This is a genomic window from Pseudomonas sp. PDM22 (assembly GCF_014851965.1).
Classification (GTDB): domain Bacteria; phylum Pseudomonadota; class Gammaproteobacteria; order Pseudomonadales; family Pseudomonadaceae; genus Pseudomonas.
The window spans coordinates 573,333-598,908 of the sequence record NZ_JACVAR010000006.1; the positions used below are offsets into that span (position 1 = coordinate 573,333).

Consider the following 25,576-nt stretch of genomic DNA (forward strand, 5'->3'; position numbering starts at 1 on the left):
GCGGATAACCCGGAACGGGTTATCCGCCGATGGCATAACGGCGGATAACGCTGGCGCGATATGCGCCCTACGAAACTGAAAGCTAGTCGTAGGATGGCGTGGAGCGAAGCGATACCCATCGCTCTCATGCACCGACAGCAGCATGGGTATCGCAAGCTCCACCCATCCTACGTTGGTGCTCCGTCTTGATGCCGGTGCGGGCCGGTATGGCCCGCCCCTGTAGGGGAACGCCGGGATCAGCGCTCCGCGCGGAAGCGCAGGTACTCGACCACCTCGTCCTGGGTGCCGCGGAACTCCACGCGCTCGCCCTTGCTCTCACGCTGGAAGGCGTACATCGGGTCGTAGTATTCGCCCAGCAGCCCTTCGATCCAGCCCCGGTGCAGGTCCACCGCGCCGCTGCGCTTCTGCTCGTCCAGCGCCTCATCCATGATCGCCGCCAGGCGCTGGTAGCGTTCGCCGCCCAGGCGCTTGACGATGCCCGACAGGCTCTTGCGCAGGTAGGCGGCGAAGGACTCGAAGCCGCCCTCCTCGCCCACTACCTGCACATGGTCGGCGCACAGGTTCACCACGTAGTCCTTGAGGATGCGCTCCACGCGCTGCTCGAAGCTGTCTTCCAGCCACACCAGCGGGTAGTGCTGCATGCCCTGGTACAGCTCCAGCGGCACCGAGCAGCTGCCGACGATGCGCCCCTCGTCCTCCAGCACGAACTGCTCCGTGCCGGCGTGGCGCTTCTTCAGGATGTCGATGGCCAGGCGGTTCTCGAAATCGATCTGCGCCGGCTGCGGCGTGGCGCGGCGGCCGAAGGCGGAACCGCGGTGGTTGGCGTGGCCTTCGAGGTCCAGGCTGTTGGCCAGCTGGGCGATGACCTCGGTCTTGCCGGTGCCGGTCAGGCCGCCCACCAGCACGAACTGGCACTCCTCGACGGCGGCGCGGGTGGTGTCGAAGAGGAAACCGCGCATCGCCTTGTAGCCGCCGACCACGCGCGGGTATTCGATGCCGGCTTCGGTCTTCAGCCACTGCTGGGTGATCTGCGAACGCAGCCCGCCGCGGAAGCAGTACAGATAGCCCTCGGGGTTGGCCCTGGCGAAATTCGCCCAGGCCTCGATGCGCGCGGCCTTGAGCTTGCCCATGACCAGCTCGTGGCCCAGCGCGATGGCCGCCTGCTGGCCATTCTGCTTGTAGCAGGTGCCGACCTTCTGCCGCTCGCTGTCGTTCATCAGCGGCAGGTTGATCACATTGGGGAACGCGCCCTTGTCGAACTCGACCGGGGCGCGCACGTCCATCATCTTCACATCGCCGAGGAACAGTTCGCGGTAGTGGCGGGTGTTGTCGCGCATCACATCACCTCGACCGCGTGACGCTGTCGGCCGACCAGTTCGCCGATGGGCGCCAGGTCCATGCCCAGCGCCTTCGCCGTGGCGAGGAACTGCGCCTCGCCCGCAGGCTCTACCGCCACCAGCAGGCCGCCGCTGGTCTGCGGGTCGCACAGCAGCAGCTTGTGCAGCTCGGGCAGCGGCGCGATGCGTTCGCCGTAGCTGTCGAAGTTGCGCAGGGTGCCGCCGGGTACGCAACCGGCTTCCAGGTAGTACTCGACGCTGGCCAGACGCGGCACGGCGTCGTAGCTCACGCGGGCAGTCAGGCCGCTGCCGTCGGCCATTTCCACCAGGTGGCCGAGCAGGCCGAAGCCGGTGACGTCGGTCATCGCCTTCACTCCGTCGAGCTTGCCGAAGCGCGCGCCGGGCTTGTTCAGGGTGCACATCCAGTCGCGGGCGACGCCCACGTCTTCGGCGCGCAGCTTGGCCTTCTTCTCGGCGGTGGTGAGGATGCCGATGCCCAGCGGCTTGGTCAGGTACAGCTTGCAGCCGGCGGTGGCGGTGTCGTTGCGCTTCATGAAGCGCTTCTCCACCAGTCCGGTGACAGCCAGGCCGAAGATCGGCTCGGGAGCATCGATGGAGTGCCCACCGGCCAGCGGGATGCCGGCTTCGTCGCAGACCTTGCGGCCACCGGCGATCACTTCGCGGGCGATTTCCGGCGCCAGCACGTTCACCGGCCAGCCGAGGATGGCGATGGCCATCAGCGGGTCGCCGCCCATGGCGTAGATGTCGCTGATGGCATTGGTGGCGGCGATACGGCCGAAGTCGAAGGGATCATCGACGATCGGCATGAAGAAATCGGTGGTGGACACCACGCCGCGCTCGGCATCGATCTCGTAGACGGCGGCGTCATCGCGCGAGGCGTTGCCGACCCACAGCTTGGGGTCGAGGTTCTGCGCGCCGCTGCCCGCGAGGATGACCTCCAGGACCTTGGGGGAAATCTTGCAGCCACAGCCGGCACCGTGGCTGTACTGGGTCAGGCGGATCGGTTCGCTCATCGGGAGGCTCCGGGCAGGGAAATCAAACGGCGATTCTAGCAAAGCCCGGCTTGGCGCGGCCGCTGCCCACGGCGTATCGTCGCAGGGTTCGTCACGCGGAGTTGCCCCATGTCAAAACAGATCGCGCTGGTACTCGGTTCCGGCGGCGCGCGCGGTTATGCGCATATCGGAGTGATCGAGGAGATCGAACGGCGCGGCTATGAGGTGGTTTGTATCGCCGGCTGCTCCATGGGCGCGGTGATCGGCGGCATCTACGCCGCCGGCAAGCTGGGCGAGTACCGCGACTGGGTGGAAAGCCTGGACTACCTCGACGTGCTGCGCCTGCTGGACGTCAGCTTCCGCCTCGGCGCCATCCGTGGTGAGCGGGTATTCGGCAAGATCCACGAAATTCTCGGCGAGATCGACATCGAACAGCTGCCGATCCCCTACACCGCGGTGGCCACCGACCTCACCAACCAGCAGGAAATCTGGTTCCAGGAAGGCTGCCTGCACCAGGCCATGCGCGCCTCGGCGGCGATCCCCAGCCTGTTCACCCCGGTCATGCAGGGCACCCGCATGCTGGTGGACGGCGGCCTGCTCAACCCGCTGCCGATCGTCCCGGTGGTCTCGACCCACGCCGACCTGATCGTCGCGGTCAACCTCAACGCCACCAACCAGCGCCAGTACTCGCTGCCGGTGATCGAGCGCCCACCGGCGCTAAAGGGCCGCTTCGATTCGGTGATCTCCGGGCTGTCGAACAAGCTGAGCTTCTTCCGCCGCGGCGACGTCGAGCCGCCACCCGAACTGATCGCCGACGCCCTGCTGCACCCGGTGCCAGCCGCCGCCGAAGAGCCCGCCGAACCGGAAATGCAGCAACCCGCCGCGGCTCCACAGGCCAAGGGCTCGCCACGCTCGGCCACCGGCAGCCACGTGATCGACAGCAGCAGCCCGGCCTCGCTGCTGGAGTTGGTGAACCAGAGCTTCGAGGTGATGCAGACCTCGCTGGCGCAATACAAGATCGCCGGCTACCCGCCGGATATCCTGATCAACGTGCCCAAGCGCGTGTGTCGCTTCTTTGAGTTCTACAAGGCCCCCGAACTCATCGCCCTCGGCCGGCAGATCGCCAGCGATACGCTGGATCGGTATGAGGCGGAGAATCCTTATTGAGTTGAGCCGCCCCTGCAGGAGCGCGCCATGGGAGTGGGTCGCGGGCTTGCTTGGCCCGCTCCTACAGGGAGCGTGATGCTCCGGAGTTTCCCTTTTGGATCAGATTTCGCCGCGAGGGACTTCGCGGACAAGGTCCGCTCCGACGTGGCAGTTTCGTAGGGCGCATAACGCGACAGCGTTATCCGCCGCGGTGGAATCGGCGGATAACCCGTTCCGGGTTATGCGCCCTACGCGCTGTCAGGCTTCGCGCAGGCGGTACCCGACTCCCGCCTCGGTGACGATGAACCGCGGCACCGCCGGATCATCCGCGAGCTTCTGCCGCAGGTGACCGACCACCACCCGCAGGTAGTGCGTGTCCTCGGTATGCGTCGGCCCCCAGATATCCTTGAGCAGTTGCTGCTGGGTCACCACCCGGCCCACATGCCGCGCCAGGGTCGAGAGCACCGCGTACTCCTTGCGCGTCAGCGAGACTTCCTCGCCATCGAGCAGCACGCGGCGATAGGAGAAATCCACACTCAGCGGCCCCACCGCGACCACCGCCTCCTGCGTCTCGCCACTGGCGCCCTGGCGCAGCAGCACGCGGATGCGCGCGAGGAATTCCTGGATGCCGAAGGGCTTGGTCACGTAGTCATTGGCGCCGCTGTCCAGCGCCAGCACCTTCTCGCTTTCGCTGGCACGCACGGAAAGCACCAGCACCGGCACCTGCGACCACTCGCGCAGTTCGCGCAGCACGTCCTGGCCGTCCTTGTCCGGCAGGCCAAGGTCGAGTACCACCAGGTCCGGGCGGCCCAGTGCGGCCTGGGCCAAACCTTCCTCGCCGGTGCCGGCTTCGAGCACCTTGTAGCCACCGGCGCTGAGGCTGATACGGAGGAACTTGCGGATCTGCGGTTCGTCATCGACGACCAGGATGGTGGCGGCGCTGGCGTTCATCGGCAGTCCGGGCTGGCGGGGGGCGTCCAGCTTGAGCCTTTCAGACAGCAGCATCAAGCTGCTCCAAGTCCGGCTGTTGCTGCAGCGGCAGGTGCAGCACGAGGGTGGTTCCGCGCCCGTCGATGCCGTCCTCGACGGTGATGCGCCCGCCGTGGGCGCCGACCATGCCCTGGCAGATCGCCAGGCCCAGCCCGGTGCCTTGCCCGCCACGATCACCGCGCGCGGCGGTGTAGAACATGTCGAAGATCTTCTCGCGCTCCGCCGGCGGTATACCCGGCCCTTCGTCGCTGACCAGGAAGCGCAGCTCGTCCTCGCCCTGCTCTACCGCCACCCGCAAGCGGCCTTGCGGCGGCGAGAAACGCGCGGCGTTTTCCAGCACGTTGACCAGCGCCTGTTCGATCAGCGCGGCATGCACGTAGAGCAGCGGCAGTTCCGGCGCTACGCGGGTTTCCACCCGATACGGAGCGACCACCGCGCGCAGGCGATTGAGCGCGCTGCCAACGATGTCGCCGGGCGATACCCAGTCGCGCGACAGCTTCAGGCCGCCATGGCCGAGACGGGTCATGTCCAGCAGGTTCTGGATGTAGCGGTCCAGGCGCTCGGCCTCGTCGCGGGTGCTCTCCAGCAACTCGCGGCGATCCGGCGGCGGGATGGCGTCGCCGAGGGCCAGCAGGCTGTCGATGGCGCCGCGCATGGAGGTCAGCGGGGTACGCAGGTCGTGGCTGACCGAGGCCAGCAGCGCACTGCGCAGTTGTTCGGTTTCGCCGTGCAGACGCGCGGCTTCGAGATCTTCGGCCAGACGAGCACGGGCCAATGCCTGCGCCAGTGGCTGCCCCAGAGCTGCAAGCAGACGACGGCGCGAGCCGGACAAAGGTTGCGAATCACGCGGGCTGACGCCGAGCAGCGCCAGCGGACCGTCCTCGCCCGACAGCGGCCACCACCACCAGCGCCCGCCCGGCAGCGTGCCGGTGCCCAGGCCGGCGGGCTGATCGTGCTGCCAGGCCCAGTCGGCGGCGGCACGCTCCTGGTCTTCCAGCGTGCGGTTGAAGCCACCCTCCAGCTTCCACTCGCCGTTGACCCGGCCAAGCAGGCAGATATCCAGCCCCTCCCAGCCGCCCAGTTGCTGCGCGGCGGCAGCCATCACCGCCTGGCGGTCGGTGGCGGCGGTGAGCTTGCGCGACAGTTCGAGCATCTGGCTGGTCTCTTCCTGCGTTTCGCGTAGCGCCTGCAACTGCCGACGCTGGCGAGCCGCGAGGTTGCCGGTGAGGCCGGCCATGAGGAGGAAGAACAGCAAGGTCAGCACGTCTTCTTCGCGCTGGATGGAGAAGGAGAAATGCGGCGGGATGAACAGGAAGTCGTAGGCCAGGAACGACAGCACCGCGCAAGCCAGCGCCGGGCCGAGGCTGCTGCGTACCGCCACCAGCAGTACGGCGGCGAGGAACACCAGGGAGATGTTCGGCAGCTCCAGCACACTGGCCACTGCCCACGCCAGGGCGCTGGCACAGCCGGCGGCCAGCGTGGCGAGCAGGTAGTTGCCCCAGGGCCAGGGCGATTGCGGACGGGCCCTGGGCGGTGCGAGGTCGGCCTCGCTGTCGAGCACGCTGATTTCCAGCCCGTCGCCCAGGCGCAGCAGGCGCGCTGCCAGGCCGCCGCCGAACAGACGGCGATACCAGCGTTGCCGCGAGCGGCCGACCAGCAACAGCGTGGCGCGACGTTCCTTGGCGTGTTCGACCAGGGTGCGCGCGACTTCGCCGCCGCGCAGTTCGACCACGTCGCCACCGAGGCGCTCGGCCAGTTGCTGGGCGTTCTGCAACTGCATGCGCGACGTTTCGCTGCGCGCCTCGCCGGTATCGACGTGGACCAGCGACCAGGGCAGATGCCGGCGTTCGGCGACGCGGCTGGCATGGCGCACCAGCCGTTCGGCGTTGTGTTCTCCATCCACCCCCACCAGCAACCTTCCGCGCACAGCGGGGGCGTCGCCGCCCTGCTGGCGATAGCGATGGGCGAGATCGTCGTCAACCCGCGCGGCAGCGGTCTGCATGGCCAGCTCGCGCAGTGCGGTGAGGTTGGTCTGACTGAAGAAGGCGTCGATGGCGGCGCGGGCCTGCTCGGGCACGTAGACCTTGCCCTCGCGCAGGCGCTCCAGCAGCTCGCGCGGCGGCAGGTCCACCAGCAGCAGCTCGTAGGCTTCCTGCAATACCCAGTCGGGCACGGTTTCGCGCACCTGCACGCCGGTGATGTCGCGCACCTGGTCGTTGAGGCTTTCAAGGTGCTGGACGTTGACCGTGGTGTAGACGTCGATGCCGGCGGAGAGCAGTTCCTGGATGTCCTGCCAGCGTTTGGCATGGCGGCTGCCGGGGGCGTTGCTGTGGGCCAGCTCGTCCACCAGCGCCAGCGCCGGCGGGTCGCCGAGCAGGCCGTCGAGGTCCATTTCCTCCAGGGTGATGCCGCGGTACTCGGAGCGCTTGAGCGCCTGCTGCGGCAGGCCGGCGAGCAGCGCCTCGGTCTCGGCGCGGCCATGGGTTTCGACGACGCCGACACGTAGCTTCACGCCCTGGCGCAGCTGACTCTGGGCGGCCAGCAGCATGGCGTAGGTCTTGCCGACGCCCGGTGCGGCGCCGAGGAATACCTTGAGGCGGCCACGGCCCATGGGGGGCAGGTCGGCCAGCAGGGCGTCGGCGCGGTTGGGGTCGGTCATGGGGCTATCCTCGGAGCGCACGGGGCGCTCTTTTCATGTTTTGCCAAGGCGGAGACAAGCCCCTCTCCCCAGCCCTCTCCCTGGAGGGAGAGGGAGCTGTCCGCAGCAGGCCGGCACCCTCGTGCAGCGGCCTGGACGGCTCTGGCGCTGGAGTCTAGCGAGGCAGGCTGGCCAGGGCCATGTTCAGCGCCAGCACGTTGACCACGGCGGGGCCGATGAGCGGGCGTTCGGTGTTGGCTTCCACCAGTTTCTCCAGGCGCGCCGCCGGTACGCCGCGCTCCAGGGCGATGCGCGGCACCTGGTACAGCGCGGCGGCGGGCGGCAGTTGCGGGTCAAGACCGCTGCCGGAGGTGGTGACCAGCGCCAGCGGCACCGGTTGCTCGCCAATCTGCTGGGCAGCGGCATCCTTGGCGATGCGTTCGGCCAGCGCCGGGTTGCCGGGCGCGAGGTTGCTGGCGCTGCTGGAGACGGTGGCGAAGTCGCCGGCCGAGGGGCGCGAGTGGAACCACTGGGCACCGTCGAATTTCTGCGCGATCAGCGCCGAGCCGCGCACGTTGCCCTGGTCGTCGCGCACCAGGCTGCCGTTGGCCTGGTCGTGGAAGGCGACCTGGGCGATGCCGGTGACGGCCAGCGGGTAGGCAACGCCGGTGACGGCGCTGAGCAGTATCAGCGAGACGATGGCGGGGCGGAGTTGGTTGAGCATGTTCGTGTTCCTCTGTGAGATTCGGAGCGAGGGAATGCCCTCACCCCAGCCCTCTCCCAGAGGGAGAGGGGGTTGTTCGGCGTATCCGGCGAGATCGGTGCTTCCCGATCACTCCGAACGGTCCCCTCTCCCTCCGGGAGAGGGTTAGGGTGAGGGGGAAGCCGCGTGCCTTAGGCCAGGCCTACGCCCACCAGAATCATGTCAATCACCTTGATCCCCACGAACGGCGCCAGCAGTCCGCCCACGCCATAGATCAGCAGGTTGCGCCGCAGCAGCTGCGAAGCGTCGCTGGCCTGCACGCGCACGCCGCGCAGGGCCAGGGGGATCAGCGCGACGATGATCAGCGCGTTGAACACGATGGCCGAGAGGATGGCGCTCTGCGGGCTGGCCAGTTTCATCACGTTGAGTACGCCCAGTTGCGGGTAGATGCCGGCGAACAGCGCAGGAAGGATGGCGAAGTACTTGGCCACGTCGTTGGCCACCGAGAAGGTGGTCAGCGCGCCACGGGTCACCAGCAGCTCCTTGCCCACCTGCACCACGTCCAGCAGCTTGGTCGGGTCGCTGTCCAGGTCCACCAGGTTGGCGGCCTCGCGGGCGGCCTGGGTGCCGTCGTTCATGGCCATGCCGACATCTGCCTGCGCCAGGGCGGGGGCGTCGTTGGCGCCGTCGCCGCACATGGCGACCATGCGGCCCTCGCCCTGCTCCTGGCGAATGCGCGCCAGCTTCTTCTCCGGCGTGGCTTCGGCGATCACGTCGTCCACGCCCGCTTCGGCGGCGATGGCGGCAGCGGTCAGCGGGTTGTCGCCGGTCACCATCACGGTACGGATGCCCATGCGGCGCAGCTCGGCGAAACGCTCGCGAATGCCCGGCTTGACCACGTCCTTCAGGTGGATAGCGCCCAGCAGCTTGCCGTCGGCCACCACCAGCAGCGGCGTGCCGCCGCTCTGGGCGATGCGCTCGATCTCCTTGGCGAGGGTTTCGGGCATCTGCGTGCGGTCCATACCGATAAAGGCCAGCGCAGCGTCCACCGCGCCCTTGCGGTACACGTGGCCGTCGATGTTGATGCCCGACAGGCGCGTCTCGGCACTGAAGGCCACCGGAGTCACGCGGTTGCGGTCCGGCTCCGGCAGGATGATCTGCGCCCTCAAGAACTCCACTATGGATTTGCCCTCCGGCGTGTCGTCAGCCAGCGAGGCGAAGAACGCGCCCTCGGCCAGCTCCAGCGGCTGCACGCCGGGAGCGGTGTGCAGCGCGCTGCAGCGGCGATTGCCGAAGGTGATGGTGCCGGTCTTGTCGAGCATCAGCACGTGCACGTCCCCCGCCGCTTCCACGGCGCGGCCGGACTTGGCGATGACGTTCAGGCGCACCAGGCGGTCCATGCCGGCGATGCCGATAGCCGAAAGAAGCCCGCCGATGGTGGTGGGGATCAGTGTCACCAGCAGCGCCACCAGGAACACCAGCGGCAGGTTGCCGCCGACGAACAGGGCGAAGGGCTTCAGGGTCACGACCACCAGCAGGAAGATCAGCGTCAGGCCGATCAGCAGGATGTCCAGCGCCACCTCGTTGGGGGTCTTCTGGCGCTTGGCGCCCTCCACCAGGGCGATCATGCGGTCGAGGGTGGACTCGCCGGGATTGGCGGTGATCTTCACCAGCAGAGCGTCGGAGACCAGCCGGGTGTTGCCGGTCACGGCCGAGCGGTCGCCGCCGGATTCGCGGATCACCGGCGCGGATTCGCCGGTGATGGCGGCCTCGTTGACCGCCGCCACGCCTTCGATCACTTCGCCGTCGCCGGGGATCAGTTCACCGGCTTCGACACGCACCACGTCACCCTTGCGCAGGCTGCTGGCGGCGACTTTCTCGAAGTTGCCGCTGGCAGTCCGGCGCATGGCCTGCAGACCCTGGGTGCCGGCCTTGAGGCTGTCCGCGCGGGCCTTGCCACGGCCCTCGGCGAGGGCTTCGGCGAAGTTGGCGAAGAGCACGGTAAACCACAGCCACACGGCAATCTGCACGGCGACGAAGGTGGGCACCGAGTCCCCGCCTGCCACGCAAAGCACAGTGGTCAGCACGGCGGTCAGGGCCACCACCAGCATCACCGGCGAGCGTTGCAGCTGGCGCGGGTCGAGCTTGACGAAGGCCTGCACCAGCGCCGGCTTCCACAGGGCGGACAGCGCGGTAGTCGGGCGTTTTTCGACGGCCTTGTTCAGGGCCAGTTCCTGGGTTTTCGCATTCATGGAGGCGGCTCCTCAGAAGCCAAGCGTCAGGTGATCGGCCACCGGGCCCAGCACCAGCGTTGGCAGGAAGTTCAGGCCGCCCACCAGCAGGATGGTGGCGGTCAGCAGGCTGACGAACAGCAGGCCGTGGGTCGGGAAGCTGTTGGGGCCAACCGGGGTGGCCTTCTTCGCCGCCAGGCTGCCGGCAATCGCCAGCACCGGGAGGATGTAGCCGAAGCGGCCGATCAGCATGGCCAGGGCGATCATCAGGTTGTGGAACGGGGTGTTGGCGCCGAAGCCACCGAAGGCCGAACCGTTGTTCGCGGTGCCCGAGGTGTAGGCGTAGAGCAGTTGGCTGAAGCCGTGGGCGCCGGGGTTGCTCACCGCCGAGGCCGGGCCGGGCAGGCTGGCGGCGATGGCGCCGAGCACCAGTACGCCGACCGGCATCACCAGCAGGGTCGCCACCAGCAGGCGCACTTCACGGGCCTCGAGCTTCTTGCCGAGGTATTCCGGGGTGCGGCCGACCATCAGCCCGGCGAGGAACACCGCCACCAGGACGAACAGCAACATGCCGTAGAGGCCCGCACCGACGCCGCCGAAGATCACTTCGCCGACCATCATGTTGAGCATCGCGACCATGCCCGACAGCGGGTTGAGGCTGTCATGCATGGCGTTCACCGAGCCGTTGGAGGCCGCCGTGGTGGTCACCGCCCAGAGCACGCTGGCGGTGGTGCCGAAGCGGCTCTCCTTGCCCTCCAGCGGAGCGACCTGCTCCACCGGCAGCGCGCTGAGCGCCGGGTTGGGCTGGTACTCGGCCCACAGTGTCACGCCCAGGCCCAGGGCGAACAGCACCAGCATGCAACCGAGGATGGCGCGGCTCTGGCGCAGGTCCTTCACGTAGTGGCCGAAGGTGAACACCAGCGCGGCCGGGATCAGGATGATGGAGACGACCTCGAACAGGTTGCTCCAGATGGTCGGGTTCTCGAACGGGTGCGCCGAGTTCACGCCGAAGAAGCCGCCGCCGTTGGTGCCCAGCTGCTTGATGGCGATCTGGCTGGCCGCCGGGCCCAGCGGGATGGACTGGTCGGCGCCCTGCACGGTCAGCGCGTGGGCATAGTCGAGGAAGGTCTGCGGCACGCCCTGCCAGACCAGCAGCAGCGCCAGCAGCAGGCACAGCGGGATCAGCCCGTAGAGGGTGGCGCGGGTCAGGTCGACCCAGAAGTTGCCGAGGTTGTTCGTCGACTTGCGCGAGATGCCTCGGGCCAGCGCCACCAGCACGGCCAGGCCGACGGCGGCGCTGACGAAGTTCTGCACGGTCAGGCCGAGCATCTGGCTCAGGTAGCTCAGCGAAGCTTCGCCGCTATAGGCCTGCCAGTTGGTGTTGGTGACGAAACTCACCGCGGTGTTGAACGCCAGCGTCCATTCCAGGCCCGGCAGGTTCTGCGGGTTGAGCGGCAGCAGCCCCTGCAGCACGAGGATGGCGAACAGCAGCACCAGCCCCACCAGGTTGAACGCCAGCAGGGCCAGGGTGTAGCTCTTCCAGTCCTGTTCGTCTTCGGGACGGATGCCGCACGCGCGGTAAATGGCCCGTTCAACCGGCAGGAACACGGGGCTGAGGAAGGTGCGCTGCCCCTCCATCACCTTGTAGTAGAAGCGCCCGAGGAACGGTGCCGGCACCAGCACCAGCGCCAGGAAGGCGACGATCAGCAACAGGTCATGACTGTTCATGACGTCTCCTAGGAACGGTCGGCGCGCAGCAGCGCCACCAGCAGGTAGATGAACAGTCCCGTGGCCAGGACCAGTGACACACCGTCGAGCACGCTCATGATTGCTTTCTCCTCACGCGGGCGACTCCATCGCTTGGGCGGCCGTTGCCGCCTGACGGAAATTTTCCGCAAGCGGCGCGTAAAGGAGCGATTCCCGGCCCCGGCGGGCGGCATAAAGAAAGCGTAAAAAACCGCTCTGGCGCGGTGATCGGAAGGTTTTGTATCGAGCCCGATACAGAGCGGACACGCTGGCGACACCCGCACACCGCAGCCTCGCCGACCATGGCCCGCGCACGCGATGACGGGTTAGCATGCGCGCGTCGCATGCCCCTGGCGGCCCCTGGCCATCCTGCCCCACGTTTTCCCGCGACAGGTTTCTTCATGTACCCGACCACTACCGACGACCCACGCCGCTGGACTACCCGTGCCCTGCTGGTGGATGACGACGAGCCGATCCGCGAACTGCTCTGCGGCTACCTCGCGCGCTTCAACATCGAAACCCACGGCGTCGCCGACGGCGTCGAAATGCGCCGCGCGCTGGAGAACGAAAGCTTCGACGTGGTGGTACTGGACCTGATGCTGCCCGGCGAAGACGGCCTGTCCCTGTGCCGCTACCTGCGGGCCGAGTCGGACATCCCGATCCTCATGCTCACCGCCCGCTGCGAACCGGCGGACCGCATCATCGGCCTGGAACTGGGCGCCGACGACTACATGGCCAAGCCCTTCGAGCCGCGCGAACTGGTAGCGCGCATCCAGACCATCCTGCGGCGCGTGCGCGGCACCAGCCTCACCAGTGAGGAAGGCGCCCGCGGCGAACCGCGCGCCCAGGTGCGCTTCGACCAGTGGCGCCTGGACAGTGTGCTGCGCCAGCTGCATGCGCCCGATGGCCTGGTGGTGCCGCTGTCCAACGCTGAATTCCGCCTGCTCTGGGTGTTCCTCGAACGCCCACGGCGGGTGCTCAACCGCGAACTGCTGCTGGACGCGGCCCGGGGCCGCACCATCGAGGCCTTCGACCGCAGCATCGACCTGCTGGTCTCGCGCCTGCGGCAGAAGCTCGGCGACGATCCGCGCTCGCCCCGGCTTATCAAGACCGTGCGTGGCGAAGGGTACCTGTTCGATGTCCGCGATATCGCCTGAGTCCGCGCCCGAGCGCGCGAAGGAAAAACCCCTGGAGCGCGCCGATAGCCTGTTCGCCCGGCTGTTCGGGGTGTTCCTGCTGGCCATCGTGGTCGCGCACCTGCTGGCCTTCGCCTGGTTCCACCATTACGGCCCGCACCGGCCCGACATGCCGCCGCCCCCGCCGCCAGGGCAGGGCTTCGAGCGGGGTCCGCCGCCGCAAGGTTTCGCGCCGGGCCCCGAGGGTTTTCGCCCGCCGCCTCCCCCGCCGCCGCGCCTGCCGTTCTGGAGCGCGCCGTTCGCCTTCCAGCTGCTGGCCCTGATCCTCGCCGCCGGCATCGGCGCCCGCCTGCTCGCCCGCCCGGTGCAGCGCATGGGCGACGCCGCGCTGCGCCTCTCCGAGGACCTGGACAGCCCGCCGCTGCCGGAAACCGGCCCGCGCGAAGCGCGCCAGGCCGCCCACGCCTTCAACCGCATGCGCGAACGTATCCGCGAACAGGTGCAGCAGCGCAGCCGCATGCTGGTGGCGGTGTCCCATGACCTGCGTACCCCGCTGTCGCGGCTGCGCCTGCGCGTCGAGGAAATCGACAACCCGCAGCTGCGCACCCGCATCGGCCAGGACCTGGCCGAGATGATCGGCATGCTCGACTCCACCCTGCATTACCTGCAGCAGGAGCGCGCCACCGAGCCGCTGCAGTGGTTCGACGTGAAGGCCCTGGCCGATTCGCTGGCCGAGGACGCCTGTGAGCGCGGCGCCGATGTCGGCGTGGAAGGCTTCTGCGCGCCGCTCAAGGTCCAGCCGATGGCGCTGCGCTCGTGCCTGAACAACCTGCTGGACAACGCCCTGCGCTACGCCGGTGATGTCAGCATCGAGCTGCGCGACGGCACCCGCGAAGTGGAAATCCGCGTCCGCGACCACGGCCCGGGCATCCCCTCAGAGCTGCGCGAGCAGGTGTTCGAGCCGTTCTTCCGCCTGGAAGGCTCGCGCAACCGCAATTCCGGCGGCGTCGGCCTGGGACTGTCCATCGCCCGCGATGCCGCGCGGCGCCAGGGCGGCGACCTGACCTTCGAGGAAACCCCCGGCGGCGGCGCCACCGCCGTGCTGCGCCTGCCCAGAAGCGCAGCCACGTAACGCCGTGTAGCGACCCGCAAACAAAGCGCACAAACCCGCGACACAGGCGCGCCCGAGGCTGTCATCAGCGGAGAACCCTCCGCTTCGTCAACCACGGAGACTCTCCCATGATCAGCGGCGTGAGCAGCAGCTATGCGAGCTACTACACCAGCTCGCTCGCCCGGACCCAGACCGCCAGCAGCACCACCGCGACGCAGAGCGGTAGCACTGGCGGTTCCCAGGGCGCGGCGAAATTCCAGGAAGACCTGTTCAAGTCCATCGACAGCGATGGCGACGGCAGCATCAGCAAGGACGAACTGACCAGCGCGCTGGCCTCCAGCGATGACTCGGGCAGCGATATCGACATCGACGCCCTGCTCAGCGAGCTGGACAGCGACAGCAGCGGTGGCATCTCCCAGGACGAACTGGCCGCCGCCATGCCTCCTCCCCCCCCACCACCCGGCGACATGGGAGGCATGGGCATGGGCGACTCCGCAGAAGACCTGATCAGCGCCCTGGACAGCGACGGAGACGGCAGCATCAGCAGCGACGAGCTCTCCGCCCTGGGCAGCAGCGACGACGACAGCGAGCGCCTGAGCGAACTGTTCAGCCAGCTCGACGCCGACGGCAGCGGCTCGATCAGCAGCGACGAGCTTTCCAGCGCGCTGCAGGCCCAACGCCCCGACGGCCCGCCGCCGCCCCCGCCGGCTTCGGCCTCCAGCAGCTCGTCCGACGACTCCTCCAGCAGTGCTTCGGACAGCTCGACGACCACCGCCTCCAGCGCCTCCTCGACCAGCGCCAACACGGGCGCCGCCTACCAGAAGCTGGTGGCCAACCTGCTCAAGCAGTACCAGAGCAGCGAAGTCACCGCCCTCCAGGCGACCAGTGGCAGCCTGGTGAACATCGCCGCCTGATCCGCGTCGATGCCCGCCGCCGGAGCGCCCCCCGCTCCGGCGGCCTTCTCTTCTCCCCGCATTGCCAGCCAACACGGAACTGTCCTAATCTTGGCCTCTTCAAATTCATCCGATGATTGGATGTTTCAATGCCAAGCCCCATTCAGAAGCGCTCGCTGGTGGACATCGCCCTCGAGCAGATCCACCGGCGTATCGACGACGGCACCTGGCCGCTAGGCCAGCGCCTGCCGCCGGAACCCGAACTGGCCGAGTCCCTGGGTATCAGCCGCAATACCGTGCGCGAAGCGGTCCGCGTGCTGACCTTCTCCGGCGTGCTGGAAGTGCGCCAGGGCGACGGCACCTATGTGCGCGCCCGCGCCAACCCGCTGGAAACCATGCTGGTGCTGGCCCGCAGCTCGGTGGAGCAGGCACTGGAGGCGCGCGGCGTCATCGAAGTGGAAGCCAGCCGGCTGGCCGCCGAGCGCCGCACCGAAGCCGACCTCGCCGCACTGCGTGAGGCCCTGGAGCGCTCTGCCGTTCATCACGGTGGTGCGCTGGATGAGTACATCGCCCACGACCTGGCCTTCCACCAGCGCGTGGTGGACAGCGCCCACAACCCGGTGCTCAGCGAGCTGTACCGCTACTTCTCCCAGGTGATCCGCGCCGGCCTGGAGCGCACCATCGGTGACCCGAGCCGGCCGCAACCGGGCTTCGATCTGCACCGCGAACTGGTGGATGCCATCGCCCGCGGTGACGCGGACGCAGCCGCAAAAGCGAACCGCGCGCTGCTGATCTGACTCTGAATGCTTTCTTCTGCCTTGCTGCCCTGGAATGCCCACCATGTCCTTGCCCAATGACCCGAAAGACACCGAGCACAAGGTGTCCTGCCCGCCCGAAGAACTGCTGATCGACGCCGAGGACGACGGCGTGAAAGCCGCGCCGCGCCCGCAGCGCACCTGGCTGTTGCTGCTCGGCCTGGTGCTGGTGGCGATCAACCTGCGCCCGGCGCTTTCCAGCCTGTCGCCGCTGCTCAACACCGTGCGAGACGGCACCGGCCTGTCCGCCGCCGCTGCGGGCCTGCTGACCACCCTGCCGGTGCTCTGCCTGGGCCTGTTCGCGCCGCTGGCGCCGATGCTCGCGCGACGCCTGGGCGCCGAACGAACCGTACTGCTGATCCTCTTCACCCTGGCCGGCGGCATCGTCCTGCGCAGCCTGTTCCCGGTGGCCGGACTGTTCCTCGGCAGCCTGGTGGCCGGCGCCAGCATCGGCATCATCGGCGTGCTGCTGCCGGGCATCGTCAAGCGCGACTTCCCGCACATCGCCGGGACCATGACCGGCGTCTACACCATGGCCCTGTGCCTGGGCGCCGCTACTGCGGCCGGCTCCACCGTGCCGCTGGCGACGCTGATGGACAATAGCTGGCAACTGGCGCTGGCGTTCTGGGCGATCCCGGCCGTAGTCGCCGCGGCGATCTGGCTGCCGCAGACCCGCCAGAACCACCACGCCCACCGCGCGGTGTACAAGGTGAAGGGGTTGTGGCGCGACCCGTTGGCCTGGCAGGTGACGCTGTACATGGGCCTGCAATCGTCGCTGGCCTACATCGTCTTCGGCTGGGTGCCGTCGATCCTCATCGACCGTGGCCTGAGCGCGGTGGAAGCCGGGCTGGTGCTCTCCGGCTCGGTGATGGTGCAGCTGTTCAGCGCCCTCGCCGCGCCCTGGCTGGCCACCCGTGGCAAGGACCAGCGCATCGCCGTGGTGATCGTCATGGGCCTGACCCTGGCCGGCCTGCTCGGCCTGCTGTTCGCCCCGCTCTCGGGCATCTGGGGCTGGGCGGTGGTGCTCGGTCTCGGCCAGGGCGGCACCTTCAGCATCGCACTGGCGCTGATCGTGCTGCGCTCGCCGGACTCCCACGTCGCCTCCAACCTCTCCGGCATGGCCCAGGGCGTGGGCTACACCCTGGCGGCCTGCGGGCCCTTCCTGGTCGGTGTGGTGCACGACGCCACCGGCGGCTGGGCAGCGACCGGGGTGATCTTCGTGGTGGTGACGGTGGCGGGGATCGTCTTCGGCCTGGGCGCCGGGCGGGACAAGCTGGTGCAGGTGAAGAGCGAGCACGTCTGAATCACGTAGGGCACATGACGCCCCAGGCGTTATCCGCCATGGCGGCGGATAACCCGTTCCGGGTTATGCGCGCTACGTTGCTGTGAACTTTGATGCGTCTGCTGACACCCTCACCCCAGCCCTGGCTGCGCGCCCCGTTCCAGAGGGAGAGGGAGCCGCTCGGCGCAGGAGCTCTTCTAAGAAGTCAGCCGGCGAGCTCCCATCTTGCAAAGCGCACCAACCGGTCCCCTCTCCCTCCGGGAGAGGGTTAGGGTGAGGGCAATCTCTCGCGCCGAAGTATCAAACCACCGGCGGCGGCGGAGGCCGTTGCGAGCTGGCCACCCACGCGCTGACCAGGTTGTAGACCACCGCCAGCAGCACCGGACCGAGGAACAGGCCGATGAAGCCGAAGCTGAGCAGTCCGCCGAGCACGCCCAGCAGCACCACCACCAGCGGCAGGTTGCCGCCGCGGCTGATCAGGTAGGGCTTGAGGATGTTGTCCACGCCGCTGATCACGAAGAAGCCCCAGATCGCCATGAACACCGCGTAGCCGTAGCTCTCCTGGTAGAATAGCCAGATCACCGCCGGGCCCCACACCAGCGGCGGCACCATCAGCAGGCTGCAGACGAAGGTCAGCAGGCCGAGCAGAAAGGCGCCGGGAACGCCGGCAATGAAGAAGCCGATGGTGGCCAGCACGGCCTGGGCCGCGGCGGTGCCAATCACGCCGTTGACAACCCGCTGTACGGTGCCGGCGATGATGTCCATGTACTGCTGCGCGGCAGGCCCGATCAGGCGCTCCAGCACACCATGGGCAAAGGCTTGCAGGCGCAGGCCGTCGCGATAGAAGAAGAAGATCAGCACCAGGCTCAGCACCAGTTCGAAGATGCCCGCGCCCAGCTTGGCGCTACGCGCCAGGGCCCAGTTGCCGACCTCGCCCATGTACGGTTTGAGCGCGGAGAACATCGCCACGCCCTGCTGGTCGGCCTGGTACCACCAGCCGATCAGCCGGTCGCCGATCAGCGGCACCCGCGCCATCCACTCCGGCGGCGGCGGCAGGCCGGACACCTGCAGGTTCTTCACCAGCTCGACGCCTTCGCGCACCCGGTCGACCAGGCCAAAGCCCAGCCACACCAGCGGCAGCGCCACCAGGACGATCCAGCCGATGGTCAGCAGGCCCGCCGCAGAGGCCTGGCGACCGCCCAGCAACTGCGTCAGCAGACGCATCAGCGGCCAACTGGCGAAGGCCAGCACGGCGGCCCAGAACAGCGCCGACCAGAACGGCAGCAGTACCCAGATACTCGCGCCCAGCAGGCCGAGCAACAGCAGGCGCAGCAACAGGCGATCGTTGTCGAACATTGGAAACCCCGGTTGGCTCGAAAGCCCCAGTGTAGGGCGTTTCCGCTCTCAACGTAGGATATTCAGCCTGGAGAATCAGTTCAGGAAAATCAGCGCAGCCAGGTCAGGTGCAGGCCGTCACCGTCATCCTTGCCCTGCTCCAGGCGCGCATCGCGTACGCCCTGGGCGGTGAGCGCGGCACGCCAGTCACCAGCGTGCTGGCCGGCCAGCTCGACGCGCACGCCGGTGTCCAGGCGCAAGGTGCGCACCAGCAGGTCGAGCCAGGCGCCGCCCGGCTCCTGCGGCACGTGGCTGAGGGTCAGCTCGCCGTTGGCCTTGAGCAGGCGCATCAGGGTCGCGGGGCTGGGCAGCAGTTCGCCGAGGGCGGCGGTGCTGTCCAGCTGTTCGGCATGCAGGTAGGCGCGGCGGTTGCCACGGGTAATGGTGTAGACCGCCAGCAGGCTGTTCTCGTGCGGCGCGGCGAGGCGCACCAGCAGGTAGGCCTGCTGGTCGTCCGGACCGAACAGTTTGGAGTTGCCGAACACCGAGTTGGCCAGCAGGTTGCTGGAGCCGCAGTCACGGCTCTCGCACCAGAACAGCGGCGTAGCGTCGGCCTTGAGCAGGTCCTTGCGCGCGGCGGCGAAGGCGCTCTGGCTGGAGTCCTCGTCGGGCAGGCGATAGGTCACGGCGGTCAGGTCGCCGATGGCGCGCACCTCCCCTTCCATGCGCAGGCGCCCGCTGATGCGGCTGATCGAGCCCTGCGGGTAGATGCGTTCCTGGCTGGTGGTCTGGTTGAAGTCGACGATCTCCGAGCGCGGGAAGCGCGGGAGTATTTCCAGGTCGTGGCTATCGGGCAGGTCAGCGGCGCCGGCGAGGCTGGCGAGGCTGGCGATGCCGAGCAGTCCACCGGCGAGCAGCGTGCGGAGCAGCCGTGACATCCGGTGCGCGTCGGTCCTGACGAAGTGAGGGTTTTCCGGCCCCTGGCGCGCGGCGGTCTGGATGTCGAGCATGCACAATCTCCCTGAAGCGATCCGTGCAGCGTCGCGGCCGGCCCCGCTTTAGTCAAGCCGCAGGGCACTACGGGGTGTTTCCCTCAGCCCTGCAGGAAGGGTCGGAAGATCGCCGCGACGGCTTCGGCACCCGCCTCGTCATCCAGGTGCAGGTGGTGCTGGCCGGGCAGCTCGTGGACCGCGAAGGGCCTGTCTTTCAGGAGCTCGCGGGTGGCCGGCTCGACCAGCATGAGACCCTGCTGCGCCAGCACGAGGCTGGTCGGGCATTGCACGGAGTGGACGAATTGTCGCGCATGGGCGCGGGTCAGGCGCAGCGGCGACGGCAGGGTCAGGCGTGCATCGGTGCGCCAGGTGTAGCCACCAGGTACCGGCACCAGGCCACGGGATGCCAGCAGCTCCGCCGCTTCTCGGCTTACCGCGCCGACACCTTTCATGCGCGCTTCCACCGCGCGGTCGATGGCTTCGTAGACCGGCTTGCGCTTGTTCGGCAGGGCGAGCTGGGCGCGCAGGGCTTCGCCGAGCTTCTGCGGCGAAGTCTCCGGTTCGCCGGTATAGGGCACCAGGCCGTCGATCAGCGCCAGGCGCTCGACGCGTTCGGGCATGGCGCCGGCCAGCAGCACCGAGACGATGGCGCCCATGGAATGCCCGAGCAGGGAGAAACGCTCCCAGCCCATCTGGTCGGCCACCATCAGTACGTCCAGCGCGTAGTCCCACAGCAGGTAACTGGCCCCCGGCGCACGGTGGCCGGAATGGCCGTGGCCGGCGAAGTCCAGGGCGAGGATGCGCACGCCCTCGAGCTTGGGCGCCAGGCGGGCGAAGCTCATGGCGTTGTCCAGCCAGCCGTGCAGGGCGATCACCGGACGGCCGTCTTCCGGGCCGAAGAGGTGTGCGGCCAGTTCGATGTGCGGCAGGTTCAGGCGAATTTCCTGGACTTTGGCGGTCATGGCGATTCCTTAGGCGTTGGCGCGCTGTTGCCAGCGGGCGAAGACGGTCTTGAGCAGCGCGGCGGTGTCCTGCGGGCGCTCCAGCGGGAACATGTGGCCGCCCGGCAGCGACAGGCTCTCGCCCATGGGGATGCGGCCGATCAGGCGGGCATGGTGCGGCAGCACCACGCGGCTGTGGCGCCCGCGCACCATGGTCAGCGGCACGGCCAGCTGTTTGGCGCGGCCGGGCGCGGTATGCGGCACGTTGCGGTAGATGGAGATTTCCGTGGCCGGGTCGAACTTCAGCCGCAGGCCCCGCGCGTCGACCGGCGCCAGCCCGTGGCGCACGTAGGCCTCCAGGCAGTCGCGGTCGAAGCGCTTGAACAGCGGCTTGCCGGCGAAGTATTCCAGCGCCTCGGCAAAATCGTCGAAGTCCTCGCGGCGGCCGAGGGTGCGGCCGGCGGGCGTCAGCCGGTCGATGAAGCCGAAGCGCTTGGCGACGCAGATCACCAGTTGGTCGGCCAGCGTCAGCAAGGGCGAGTCGAGCATCACCACGCCGCGGTACAGCTCGGGTTTGCGCAGCGCCGCGTGGTAATGCAGCACGCCGCCGAGGGAATGGCCGACGCCCCACACGGGCTCGTCCAGCGCCTCGAGGTGATGCAGCAGCTCTTCCACCAGGTTTTCCCAGTTGGCGTTCACCGGGAAGCGCGGGTCATGGCCGTGCATGTCCAGCCGATGGACCCGGTAATCCGGCTCCAGGGCATCGAACAACTTGCCGTAGGTCCCCGAGGGGAAGCCATTGGCGTGGGCGAAGAAGACCGCTTGCGACATGCTGCGTGAACTCAGGGGAATGACAGCCTGAATTTTCCGACAGCACCGGGGGCGCGGCAATGACCCGCGCTCCCGCGAATGACGGCACTACGGCCAAACTCCATGGCGCTCCGGCGGATTTGCCCTGATCTCTCCCTTTTACGGCGGATAACTTGTTCCAAGTTATCCGCCCTACGATGGAGTTCTCGTAGGACGCATAACGCGGCACGCGTTATCCGCCGACAGCCCTCAAACCCAATGCGTCGCGTGGTTCACCACGCTGAACAGGATGCCGCCCGCCACCAGCAGGAACACCAGTCCGCAGGCGCCGTCGATCACCGGCACCGCGCGCAGCAGGCGCCGCTGCCACAACGGTCGGGTGAGGATCACGCTGAGCAGGCTGAACCAGACGAAACCGGTGCCGAACAGCATCACCGCCACCGCGACCTTGCCCGGCGCCGACATGTCCACCGGGATCAGGCTGCTGAGCAGCGCAAGGAAGAACACCAGTGCCTTGGGGTTGAACAGGTTGGTCGCCAGCCCGCGTAGCCAGGGGCCGAGCCTCGACGCGGACAACTCGCCGTCGATGCGCCCTGCCCCGCCCGGCTTGCGCAACGCGCGCAGTGCGCCGACACCGAGCCAGCCGAGGTAGGCCGCGCCCACCAGTTGCAGCGCGCTGAACAGCAGCGGTGAGCGGCTGAGCAGCAACGACACGCCGGTCAGCACCAGGGTGCCGTGGACCAGGATGCCGCAGGCCAGCCCGAGGGCACTGAGCACCCCGGCGCGGCGGCCCTGGTGCAGCGAGGTACGCACCACCAGCGCGACGTCCGGGCCGGGGCTGACCAGGGCGACCGCGAACACGGCGGTAAGCATGAGCAAGACGTGAACCTCCTGCATGGCGGGATTCTCCAGTGGGAATGAAACGGGATTTTTTAGGGCGGATCAGCGCTGGCGTAGTCGCGCGGGCGGCAATCCGTAGGTACGGCGGAACAGGCGGCTGAAGTGCGCCTGGTCATAGAAGCCCAGGCTCAGGGCGATCTCCGACAGCGGCTGGCCCTTGATCACCCGCGGCAGCGAACGCTCCAGGCGCAGCTGGGTGAGCCACTGGTGCGGCGGCAATCCGCACTGGTGGCGGAAGCGACGCAGCACCTGCCAGGGGCTGAGGTCGCAGAACCCGGCGATCTCTTCCAAAGTCGGCGGGGTTTCCAGGCGCGATTCCAGCCACTCGCGAAGGCGCGCCCAGGTCGGCGCGTCGAAGCCCTGCCCCGGCTCGCGGATGCGCAGGCTGGAGGCGCGCTCCAGCAGCGCGGCCAGCGCCTGCCAGAGCTGGCCTTCCTGCGCCAGCCGCTCGCCGCCGAGCATCAGGGCGTGTGCGCGTTGCAGCTCGACCTGCAGCAGTGGATCGCGCAGTTGCGCGGCGGTCAGGCGCGGCGCGCCCTGGCGGCCATCGCTGAAGGCGCGGCAGGCGTCGTCCAGCCATTGCGGGTCGATGGACAGCACGCGGATGCGGTAGCCGTCCTCGCCCTCGCTGGAACCGTCGTGGATGCTTTCGGGACTCATCAGCAGGATGTCGCCATTCCCGGCCAGCGAGCGTTCACCGCGATGGGTGTAGCGCTGGCAGCCGTCCAGCATCAGCCCGACGTGGTAGTCGAGATGAAAATGCCGGGGAAAGGCGAAACGGCGGTACTCGGCGTCGATGAAACGGACGCCGGGCAGGCCGCTGCTGTGGTGTTCGATGCGTTCCATGGGCCTACTGTACCGGCGCGGGAACGGCGGGTCTTGGACAAAATTGCGAGGGCGCCGGGCGGCGCTCCTGCAATCGCAGGGAGCGCCCTTGTAGGATGGGTGGAGCCTAGGCGATACCCATGCTGCTGATGCAGGAATCGATGGGTATCGCTTCGCTCCACGCCATCCTACGGCCGAGGCGCCGGTTCAACATTGCGAGGGCGCCGGGCGGCGCTCCTACAATCGCAGGGAGCGCCCTTGTAGGATGGGTGGAGCCTAGGCGATACCCATGCTGCTGATGCAGGAATCGATGGGTATCGCTTCGCTCCACGCCATCCTACGGTCCCATCCAGGGACAGGCCGCAGATTGGAACTGGTTCAGCGCTCCAGCGGCACCACCGCCATGGTCAGCCGCGAGATGCAGCTCGGCTTGCCGTCATCTCCATGCAGGCGGATTTCCCAGACGTGGGTCGAGCGGCCGATATGCACCGCCTTGGCCACCGCCGTCACCCGTCCGCTGCGCAGCCCGCGCAGGTGGTTGGCGTTCACTTCCAGGCCCACGCAGTAGTACTTGCTGTTGTCCAGGCACAGGTAGCTGGCGGTGGAGCCGACGGTTTCCGCCAGCACCACCGAGGCGCCACCGTGCAGCAGGCCGTAGGGCTGGTGGGTGCGCGAATCCACCACCATGCTGGCGGTCAGCGAGTCGTCGTCGAACGCCTCGAAACGGATGTCGAGCACTTCACCGATGGTGTTCTTCAGGTTCGCGTTGAGCTTTTCCAGGTCGGGCGTGGTGCGCCAGGTCATTCCGCATTCCTTCTGTCATTCATGCCATTGCACCGCCTCGCGGCGCTCCGCCCATTCATTGAAGCGCTTGCCGTAGGTCCCTTCCACCACGTTGCGCTTGATCTTCAGGGTCGGCGTGAGGAAGCCGTTGTCCACGGTCCAGACGTCCTTGACCAGCACCAGCCCGGCCAGGCGCTCGTGCTTGTCCAGCGCTTCATTCACTTCCGTCAGCAGCTCCTGCAGGCTCTGCTCCAGCTGGCTGCGCGAGCCGTTGGCGGCTTCCTGGCGGCCTACTTCGGAGAGCACGCAGAGGCCCAGCGGGGCGATCAGGCCGTCGCCGACCACGCAGATCTGCTCGATCCGCGAATGCACGGCCAGGCGGTTTTCGATGGGCGCCGGAGCGACGTACTTGCCCTTGGCGGTCTTGAAGATTTCCTTGATGCGGCCAGTCAGGCGCAGGTGGCCTTCGGCGTCCTGCTCGCCCTTGTCGCCGGTGCGCAGGAAGCCGTCTTCGGTGATGGTCTCGGCGGTGCGCTCCGGGTCCTTGAAGTAGCCCACCATGGTCGCGCCGCTGCGTACCTGCACCTCGCCTTCGTCGCTGATGCGCACTTCCACGCCGGGGCTGTTGCGGCCGATCCAGCCGACCCGCTGCTCACCCGGCCGGCAGACGTGGGAATAACCGCAGTTCTCGGTCATGCCGTAGACCTCGAGCACGTTCAGGCCCAGACGCTGGTACCAGCCCAGCAGCGCCTCGGGCACCGGCGCAGCCCCGCACAGGGCGAAGCGCACGGCGTCCAGGCCAAGGCCGGCGAGCACCTTGCGGCCCACCAGACGGCCGACGATGGGCAGGCGCAACAGGCGGTCGAGCTTCTGCGCCGGCATCTGCGAGTAGACGCCCATCTGGAACTTGGTCCAGATGCGCGGCACGCCGAAGAACACCGTGGGCCGCGCGCGGCGCATGTCGGCGACAAAGGTGTCCAGGCTTTCGGCGAAGAAGATCGTCTGCCCGGCATAGATCGACGCCATCTGCACGAACATGCGCTCGGCCACGTGGCACAGCGGCAGGTAGGACAGCAGGCGGTCCTCCTCGCCGACGCCGAACAGGTCGATGGCATGGCTGGCGGCGAAGGCGAAATTGCCGAAGGTGTGCATCACGCCCTTGGGCGTGCCCGTGGTGCCGGAGGTGTAGATGAGGGTCGCCAGCGTCGCGGCGTCCGGGCGCGGATCGTCGCTGATCGGCGCCAGTTGCTGCAGGTCGCTCCACTGCTGGTCGAAGTGGCCCTGCGGATGCAGCGGCAACGCGACGGTCGGCACGCCCTCGGGAATGCCGTCCTTCATCGCCGGCCAGTCGTCGAGCTTGCCGATGAAGGCCACCCGCGCTTCGGAGTGAGTCATCACCTGGCGCACGGAATCGGCGGTGAGGTTGGGATACAGCGGCACCGAGACGTGGCCGGCCATCCAGATGGCGATGTCGGCGACTATCCAGTGCGCACAGTTCTTCGAAATGATCGCCACCCGGCTGCCTTCGGGCAGGTCCAGGCTGCGCAGCCAGGCAGCGGCGCGGCGGGCCTGCTCGCCCACTTCGCCCCAGGTCAGGGTCTGCACTTCGCCGCCGGTCAGCGGCTGCACCAGGTAGCGTTTGTTCGGGTGGCTCTTCTCGCGCTGATAGAACAGGTCGAGTGGTAATCGGACTGCTTTAACCACGTGCCCCTCCTTTGTTCTTGTTGTCAGAGGTGTAGCTCAGGGATATAGCGATGGATCAACCAAGCACTTGCTTGGTTGAATATTCCACGCAGCGCAGCGGCAGACAAGGCTGGTCGTGTGAACTTTTGTAGGATTTAGCCGAAGGATGGGCTCCGGACGCTCTGCGACGGGCCCTGCGTGGAAACATCCGGGCACGATTTGCCGGCGTCGGAAATGCAAAAGGCCCCTTGCGGGGCCTTTTCGCG

At 68.0% G+C, this 25,576-nt stretch carries 22 protein-coding genes; 6 read left to right on the top strand and 16 right to left on the bottom strand.

Features of this window, described 5'->3' with window-relative positions:
- Window positions 1-236 precede the first annotated feature (236 nt).
- Both mnmH and selD read right to left on the bottom strand, forming a co-directional pair.
- Window positions 237-1,337 (bottom strand): tRNA 2-selenouridine(34) synthase MnmH, encoded by a 1,101-nt coding sequence (gene mnmH / locus IB255_RS23190; RefSeq protein WP_081520655.1) that lies wholly within the window; start codon window positions 1,335-1,337, stop codon window positions 237-239.
- The gene (gene selD, locus IB255_RS23195) at window positions 1,337-2,371 is read right to left on the bottom strand and encodes a selenide, water dikinase SelD (protein WP_081520656.1); all 1,035 of its coding nucleotides are present in this window, start codon (window positions 2,369-2,371) and stop codon (window positions 1,337-1,339) included. The genes mnmH and selD overlap by 1 nt, the downstream gene beginning before the upstream one ends.
- A gap of 108 nt (window positions 2,372-2,479) precedes the next feature.
- On the opposite strand from selD, the gene IB255_RS23200 reads away from it, so the two are divergent.
- A complete protein-coding gene (locus IB255_RS23200; RefSeq protein ID WP_081520657.1) occupies window positions 2,480-3,517 on the top strand; it encodes a patatin-like phospholipase family protein in 1,038 nt (345 codons plus the stop codon).
- Between the two features lie 237 nt (window positions 3,518-3,754).
- On the opposite strand, the gene IB255_RS23205 is transcribed toward IB255_RS23200, so the two are convergent.
- The 6 genes from IB255_RS23205 to kdpF all read right to left on the bottom strand — a co-directional run bounded on the left by IB255_RS23205 (window position 3,755) and on the right by kdpF (window position 11,884).
- Window positions 3,755-4,447 carry a response regulator gene (locus tag IB255_RS23205; RefSeq protein ID WP_081520667.1) on the bottom strand — a complete coding sequence of 231 codons (693 nt, stop codon included), beginning with the start codon at window positions 4,445-4,447 and terminating at the stop codon, window positions 3,755-3,757.
- Between the two features lie 40 nt (window positions 4,448-4,487).
- Entirely contained in the window at window positions 4,488-7,145 is a 2,658-nt protein-coding gene (locus IB255_RS23210; RefSeq protein WP_081520658.1) for a sensor histidine kinase, read from the bottom strand.
- A 154-nt stretch (window positions 7,146-7,299) separates the two neighbouring features.
- Window positions 7,300-7,848 (bottom strand): potassium-transporting ATPase subunit KdpC, encoded by a 549-nt coding sequence (kdpC, locus tag IB255_RS23215; protein WP_081520659.1) that lies wholly within the window; start codon window positions 7,846-7,848, stop codon window positions 7,300-7,302.
- Window positions 7,849-8,018: 170 nt separating this feature from the next.
- Window positions 8,019-10,079: a potassium-transporting ATPase subunit KdpB gene (gene kdpB, locus IB255_RS23220; protein ID WP_081520660.1), complete on the bottom strand. Its 2,061-nt coding sequence runs from the start codon at window positions 10,077-10,079 to the stop codon at window positions 8,019-8,021.
- 12 nt (window positions 10,080-10,091) lie between these two features.
- A complete protein-coding gene (kdpA, locus tag IB255_RS23225) occupies window positions 10,092-11,786 on the bottom strand; it encodes a potassium-transporting ATPase subunit KdpA (RefSeq protein ID WP_081520661.1) in 1,695 nt (564 codons plus the stop codon).
- Window positions 11,787-11,794: 8 nt separating this feature from the next.
- On the bottom strand, window positions 11,795-11,884 hold the full coding sequence (gene kdpF / locus IB255_RS23230; RefSeq protein ID WP_009618573.1) for a K(+)-transporting ATPase subunit F: 90 nt from the start codon (window positions 11,882-11,884) through the stop codon (window positions 11,795-11,797).
- 321 nt (window positions 11,885-12,205) lie between these two features.
- On the opposite strand from kdpF, the gene IB255_RS23235 reads away from it, so the two are divergent.
- The 5 genes from IB255_RS23235 (at window position 12,206) to IB255_RS23255 (ending at window position 17,062) form a co-directional block, all read left to right on the top strand.
- Window positions 12,206-12,961 carry a response regulator gene (locus IB255_RS23235; RefSeq protein ID WP_081520662.1) on the top strand — a complete coding sequence of 252 codons (756 nt, stop codon included), beginning with the start codon at window positions 12,206-12,208 and terminating at the stop codon, window positions 12,959-12,961.
- The gene (locus tag IB255_RS23240) at window positions 12,942-14,072 is read left to right on the top strand and encodes a sensor histidine kinase (RefSeq protein WP_151186502.1); all 1,131 of its coding nucleotides are present in this window, start codon (window positions 12,942-12,944) and stop codon (window positions 14,070-14,072) included. Before IB255_RS23235 ends, IB255_RS23240 begins: the two co-directional genes overlap by 20 nt.
- 107 nt (window positions 14,073-14,179) lie before the next feature.
- Window positions 14,180-14,965 carry an EF-hand domain-containing protein gene (xopAW, locus tag IB255_RS23245; RefSeq protein ID WP_081519169.1) on the top strand — a complete coding sequence of 262 codons (786 nt, stop codon included), beginning with the start codon at window positions 14,180-14,182 and terminating at the stop codon, window positions 14,963-14,965.
- Between the two features lie 128 nt (window positions 14,966-15,093).
- Window positions 15,094-15,741 carry a FadR/GntR family transcriptional regulator gene (locus IB255_RS23250; protein ID WP_081519168.1) on the top strand — a complete coding sequence of 216 codons (648 nt, stop codon included), beginning with the start codon at window positions 15,094-15,096 and terminating at the stop codon, window positions 15,739-15,741.
- 43 nt (window positions 15,742-15,784) lie between these two features.
- Entirely contained in the window at window positions 15,785-17,062 is a 1,278-nt protein-coding gene (locus tag IB255_RS23255) for a CynX/NimT family MFS transporter (RefSeq protein ID WP_081519167.1), read from the top strand.
- Between the two features lie 279 nt (window positions 17,063-17,341).
- Here the strand turns inward: IB255_RS23255 and IB255_RS23260 are convergent, their stop codons facing one another.
- The 8 genes from IB255_RS23260 to IB255_RS23295 form a co-directional block, all read right to left on the bottom strand.
- Window positions 17,342-18,397 (bottom strand): AI-2E family transporter, encoded by a 1,056-nt coding sequence (locus IB255_RS23260; RefSeq protein ID WP_081519166.1) that lies wholly within the window; start codon window positions 18,395-18,397, stop codon window positions 17,342-17,344.
- A gap of 89 nt (window positions 18,398-18,486) precedes the next feature.
- Window positions 18,487-19,386: a DUF4892 domain-containing protein gene (locus IB255_RS23265; protein WP_412548131.1), complete on the bottom strand. Its 900-nt coding sequence runs from the start codon at window positions 19,384-19,386 to the stop codon at window positions 18,487-18,489.
- A gap of 83 nt (window positions 19,387-19,469) precedes the next feature.
- Complete coding sequence (locus IB255_RS23270) at window positions 19,470-20,330, bottom strand: alpha/beta fold hydrolase (RefSeq protein WP_081519165.1); 861 nt, start codon at window positions 20,328-20,330, stop codon at window positions 19,470-19,472.
- A 9-nt stretch (window positions 20,331-20,339) separates the two neighbouring features.
- Entirely contained in the window at window positions 20,340-21,140 is an 801-nt protein-coding gene (locus IB255_RS23275; RefSeq protein ID WP_081519164.1) for an alpha/beta fold hydrolase, read from the bottom strand.
- Window positions 21,141-21,368: 228 nt separating this feature from the next.
- Window positions 21,369-22,016: a LysE family translocator gene (locus IB255_RS23280; RefSeq protein WP_081519163.1), complete on the bottom strand. Its 648-nt coding sequence runs from the start codon at window positions 22,014-22,016 to the stop codon at window positions 21,369-21,371.
- A gap of 45 nt (window positions 22,017-22,061) precedes the next feature.
- Complete coding sequence (locus tag IB255_RS23285) at window positions 22,062-22,865, bottom strand: AraC family transcriptional regulator (RefSeq protein WP_081519162.1); 804 nt, start codon at window positions 22,863-22,865, stop codon at window positions 22,062-22,064.
- A gap of 357 nt (window positions 22,866-23,222) precedes the next feature.
- A complete protein-coding gene (locus tag IB255_RS23290; protein WP_081519161.1) occupies window positions 23,223-23,648 on the bottom strand; it encodes a hotdog fold thioesterase in 426 nt (141 codons plus the stop codon).
- A gap of 15 nt (window positions 23,649-23,663) precedes the next feature.
- Window positions 23,664-25,331 (bottom strand): AMP-binding protein, encoded by a 1,668-nt coding sequence (locus tag IB255_RS23295; protein ID WP_081519160.1) that lies wholly within the window; start codon window positions 25,329-25,331, stop codon window positions 23,664-23,666.
- Window positions 25,332-25,576 lie beyond the last annotated feature (245 nt).

What these genes read in the sequence shown, in the direction of transcription:
- mnmH (WP_081520655.1), bottom strand. Translation starts at nt 1,337, where the DNA reads ATGCGCGACAACACCCGCCACTACCGCGAACTGTTCCTCGGCGATGTG.
- selD (WP_081520656.1), bottom strand. Translation starts at nt 2,371, where the DNA reads ATGAGCGAACCGATCCGCCTGACCCAGTACAGCCACGGTGCCGGCTGT.
- IB255_RS23200 (WP_081520657.1), top strand. Translation starts at nt 2,480, where the DNA reads ATGTCAAAACAGATCGCGCTGGTACTCGGTTCCGGCGGCGCGCGCGGT.
- IB255_RS23205 (WP_081520667.1), bottom strand. Translation starts at nt 4,447, where the DNA reads ATGAACGCCAGCGCCGCCACCATCCTGGTCGTCGATGACGAACCGCAG.
- IB255_RS23210 (WP_081520658.1), bottom strand. Translation starts at nt 7,145, where the DNA reads ATGACCGACCCCAACCGCGCCGACGCCCTGCTGGCCGACCTGCCCCCC.
- kdpC (WP_081520659.1), bottom strand. Translation starts at nt 7,848, where the DNA reads ATGCTCAACCAACTCCGCCCCGCCATCGTCTCGCTGATACTGCTCAGC.
- kdpB (WP_081520660.1), bottom strand. Translation starts at nt 10,079, where the DNA reads ATGAATGCGAAAACCCAGGAACTGGCCCTGAACAAGGCCGTCGAAAAA.
- kdpA (WP_081520661.1), bottom strand. Translation starts at nt 11,786, where the DNA reads ATGAACAGTCATGACCTGTTGCTGATCGTCGCCTTCCTGGCGCTGGTG.
- kdpF (WP_009618573.1), bottom strand. Translation starts at nt 11,884, where the DNA reads ATGAGCGTGCTCGACGGTGTGTCACTGGTCCTGGCCACGGGACTGTTC.
- IB255_RS23235 (WP_081520662.1), top strand. Translation starts at nt 12,206, where the DNA reads ATGTACCCGACCACTACCGACGACCCACGCCGCTGGACTACCCGTGCC.
- IB255_RS23240 (WP_151186502.1), top strand. Translation starts at nt 12,942, where the DNA reads ATGTCCGCGATATCGCCTGAGTCCGCGCCCGAGCGCGCGAAGGAAAAA.
- xopAW (WP_081519169.1), top strand. Translation starts at nt 14,180, where the DNA reads ATGATCAGCGGCGTGAGCAGCAGCTATGCGAGCTACTACACCAGCTCG.
- IB255_RS23250 (WP_081519168.1), top strand. Translation starts at nt 15,094, where the DNA reads ATGCCAAGCCCCATTCAGAAGCGCTCGCTGGTGGACATCGCCCTCGAG.
- IB255_RS23255 (WP_081519167.1), top strand. Translation starts at nt 15,785, where the DNA reads ATGTCCTTGCCCAATGACCCGAAAGACACCGAGCACAAGGTGTCCTGC.
- IB255_RS23260 (WP_081519166.1), bottom strand. Translation starts at nt 18,397, where the DNA reads ATGTTCGACAACGATCGCCTGTTGCTGCGCCTGCTGTTGCTCGGCCTG.
- IB255_RS23265 (WP_412548131.1), bottom strand. Translation starts at nt 19,386, where the DNA reads ATGCTCGACATCCAGACCGCCGCGCGCCAGGGGCCGGAAAACCCTCAC.
- IB255_RS23270 (WP_081519165.1), bottom strand. Translation starts at nt 20,330, where the DNA reads ATGACCGCCAAAGTCCAGGAAATTCGCCTGAACCTGCCGCACATCGAA.
- IB255_RS23275 (WP_081519164.1), bottom strand. Translation starts at nt 21,140, where the DNA reads ATGTCGCAAGCGGTCTTCTTCGCCCACGCCAATGGCTTCCCCTCGGGG.
- IB255_RS23280 (WP_081519163.1), bottom strand. Translation starts at nt 22,016, where the DNA reads ATGCAGGAGGTTCACGTCTTGCTCATGCTTACCGCCGTGTTCGCGGTC.
- IB255_RS23285 (WP_081519162.1), bottom strand. Translation starts at nt 22,865, where the DNA reads ATGGAACGCATCGAACACCACAGCAGCGGCCTGCCCGGCGTCCGTTTC.
- IB255_RS23290 (WP_081519161.1), bottom strand. Translation starts at nt 23,648, where the DNA reads ATGACCTGGCGCACCACGCCCGACCTGGAAAAGCTCAACGCGAACCTG.